3 protein-coding genes and 1 pseudogene are annotated in these 3,091 nt (G+C 56.9%); all 4 read left to right on the forward strand.

Annotated elements, in window-relative coordinates:
- Nucleotides 1–409: pseudogene (locus J5224_RS24400) on the forward strand (4-deoxy-4-formamido-L-arabinose-phosphoundecaprenol deformylase); the annotation flags it as partial.
- Complete coding sequence (gene arnT / locus J5224_RS24405) at nucleotides 409–2,067, forward strand: lipid IV(A) 4-amino-4-deoxy-L-arabinosyltransferase (protein ID WP_264627813.1); 1,659 nt, start codon at nucleotides 409–411, stop codon at nucleotides 2,065–2,067. The pseudogene J5224_RS24400 and the gene arnT, both read left to right, overlap by 1 nt.
- Nucleotides 2,064–2,390 (forward strand): 4-amino-4-deoxy-L-arabinose-phosphoundecaprenol flippase subunit ArnE, encoded by a 327-nt coding sequence (gene arnE, locus J5224_RS24410; RefSeq protein WP_264627814.1) that lies wholly within the window; start codon nucleotides 2,064–2,066, stop codon nucleotides 2,388–2,390. The genes arnT and arnE overlap by 4 nt, the downstream gene beginning before the upstream one ends.
- A 15-nt stretch (nucleotides 2,391–2,405) precedes the next feature.
- Entirely contained in the window at nucleotides 2,406–2,795 is a 390-nt protein-coding gene (locus tag J5224_RS24415) for a 4-amino-4-deoxy-L-arabinose-phospho-UDP flippase (RefSeq protein ID WP_264627815.1), read from the forward strand.
- Nucleotides 2,796–3,091: the final 296 nt, after the last annotated feature.

Genomic DNA, 3,091 nt, shown 5'->3' on the forward strand with positions numbered 1-3,091 from the left:
CAGCGATTGTCGCGGAAGCACGCCATTTCGGCCCCGCCTGGCAGACGGTACATTAGGTACCGTTCAGGTCCCGGTCTCATTGCCCACCTGGGATGAGGTTATCGGTTCCACCGTACAACCGCAGCAGTTCAACCGCTATTTGCTCAACGCCATGCACAGCGCGAGAGGTACACCCGTGTATACCGTACACGCGGAGGTGGAGGGCATTGCCTTCCAGCGAGAATTCTCGGCGTTGCTCTCCATGGCACGTCTCGAAGGACTTGAGTTTTGCCCTCTGGGGACGTTGCTTCCAGAATCAGAAGCAGATTTGCCCGTTGGGCATGTAGTACGCAGCGCCATCGAAGGGCGGGAAGGATGGCTAGGCTGCCAACAGTGGTTGAATAGTCAACAATATCAGGTCGGTCAGTAATGAAGGCAGTAACCTACACGCTCGCATTGGTCGCTTTGTGGGCGCTCTATTACGTTATTCCCGTTGAATACCGCTTGCTCTGGCAGCCGGATGAAACCCGCTATGCAGAAATCAGCCGTGGCTTACTGGCCTCGGGGGATTGGGCGGTGCCGCGTTTTTTAGGTATTCGCTACTTTGAAAAGCCGATAGCGGGTTACTGGATCAACAATCTGGGTCAATGGTTTTTTGGTCATTCCAATTTTGCAGTGCGTGCGGGAGCGATATTCTCCTCTTCACTGACCGCCTGTCTGGTGGCGTGGCTCTCCTGGCGGATCTGGCGAGACACGCGTACTGCGCTGCTGGCGGCAGTCATCTACCTTACCTGCTTGCTGGTCTACGGCGTAGGGACTTACGCCGTGCTCGATCCTATGCTTGCGCTGTGGCTCTCGCTTGCCATGTGCAGTTTCTGGTATGCCGCAGAATCCGAGTCCGTAGGCAAAAAGGCCATCGGGTATCTGGTGCTGGGTGTGGCTTGTGGCATGGGGGTGATGACCAAAGGCTTTTTGGCGCTGGCGGTGCCCGTTATTAGCGTGCTGCCGTGGGTGGCAGAAAAGAAACAGTGGAAATCACTGTTGATGTATGGACCGTTAGCCGTGTTGAGTGCGGCGGCGGTGACATTGCCTTGGGCGCTAACCATCGCAGAGCGTGAACCGACATTCTGGCACTACTTTTTCTGGGTAGAGCATATCCAGCGCTTTGCGGAGGAGGGGGCGCAGCACCGGGCACCGTTTTGGTATTACCTGCCGCTGTTTCTGCTGGGTGCATTACCCTGGCTGGGCTTTCTTCCTGGTGCGCTGCGCCAGGGCTGGCGAGACAGGAAACAGAATAGCGGCCTGATCTATTTGCTGGGCTGGACACTCCTGCCGCTGCTGTTTTTCAGCCTCGCGAAGGGAAAGTTGCTGACCTATATTCTGCCCTGCTACGCGCCGCTGGCGGCATTGCTGGCGCATCATGTGCTGGGCGCTGCCCGCGAAGGTGGCAAGGCGCTGCGCGCCAACGCACTCATCAATATGCTGTTTGGTTTTACCGGCCTGCTAGCCGTGGTGCTGGTATTGGCTCCCCATCGGTTGGCGAGCTATCCGCTCTATACGCCGCAGGAGTATTGCAAGATGCTGGCGGCAGCGGTGATATTTCTCTGCTGGGCGCTGATAGGGGGGCTGGCGTTGGTGCAACCGCGTAACCGGTGGCCCTGCGCGGCACTGTGTCCGCTGGCATTGGCGCTGCTGGTGGGCGTTGCCGTTCCCGATCGTGTAGAGAATGCCAAACAGCCTCAGGCGATGATTGAGCCCGCTCGCGCGCAGCTGCAAGCGAGCCGCTATGTGCTGTCCAACAGCGTAGGGGTTGCCTCAGCGATTGCCTGGGAGTTACAGCGTGACGATATTTTTCTCTACAGCCGCCGCGGGGAACTGGCCTGGGGCTTGGCGTTTGAGGACAGCGCAGAACGGTTTGTCTCTGAAGAGGCTTTCCCTGACTGGCTCGCCGCTCACCGTCAGCAAGGCAATATTACGCTGATGCTGCTGCTTGACGATGACGACAGAACGACGATACATGCGCTGCCAACGCCGGACTGTGTCTATCAGCAAGGACGTTTTGCCGTTGTCGAGTATCACGCGCAGTGAGTGCATGGTTAGGGGTTTTGCTGGTCAGCATGCTGAGCTGCATGGGGCAGATGTGCCAAAAACAGGCGGCTGGCGCGCCTCATCGTACCTATGCGGTGCGATGGCTGTTTGCTGCTCTGCTGCTGCTGGCGCTTGCGCTATTGCTGTGGCTGGTCGTGCTACAGCAGCTTCCGGTCGGCGTAGCCTATCCGATGTTGAGCCTGAATCTGGTTTGGATCACGTTGGCGGCGCGCTGGATTTGGCGGGAACCGATTGATGCGCGGCATATCCTCGGCATTCTGTTTATCATCTCGGGCGTCGTTTTGCTCGGTGTTACGGCTTAGCGTGGAGGCGATAGCATGGGATATCTAGCGGCGTGCCTCAGTGTCATGTCGGTCAGCATCGCGCAGTTGGCGATTAAATACGCCCTGTCCGGATTGCCACCGGTATGGTCGATGCGTACGCTGTGGGACGGCGCACTGTGCCAGTGGCTGCTGCTTGCCGCTGGGCTGGGGTGCTATGTGCTGTCGCTGATTGTCTGGCAATTCGCGTTACAGCGCCTGGCGCTGGGAAAAGCCTACGCATTTTTGAGCCTGAGCTATGTGCTGGTGTGGCTTGGCTCGCTTCTGTTACCCGACTATTCAGAGCATTTTTCATGGCTGGCGTGCATCGGCGTGTTCGCCATCATGGTGGGCGTATTGTTGGTCTGCTGGCCGTCACGCGAAGAAAAACCCTCTACTTCGTCATAGTGCAAGAGTCGATCGGGCTCAAACAAAACAAACATGTTCAGGTGTAATTTCTTGTCATTCTTATGGCAATGGCACCGTGTGAGATAGGTCATAGCATCCTTACCGTAGATCGTAAATAATACAAGACCGTTATCAATAGGAATATACCCGTCATACTTCACGTTGCAGATGCGTTGGCTGCGTTCGCTCACCCGAATCACTTACTTGAGTAAGCTCATCGGGCTTCCCTCACTTGCCGCCTTCCCGCAACCCGAATTATTTAGGGTATAGAAGGGATATTCCTACCGCCGCGGGGG

The sequence above is a fragment of the Candidatus Symbiopectobacterium sp. NZEC135 genome (genome assembly GCF_025962695.1).

Bases quoted from the DNA above. Each gene is read 5' to 3' on its own strand.
- J5224_RS24415 (WP_264627815.1), top strand. From the start codon at position 2,406: ATGGGATATCTAGCGGCGTGCCTCAGTGTCATGTCGGTCAGCATCGCG.
- arnT (WP_264627813.1), top strand. From the start codon at position 409: ATGAAGGCAGTAACCTACACGCTCGCATTGGTCGCTTTGTGGGCGCTC.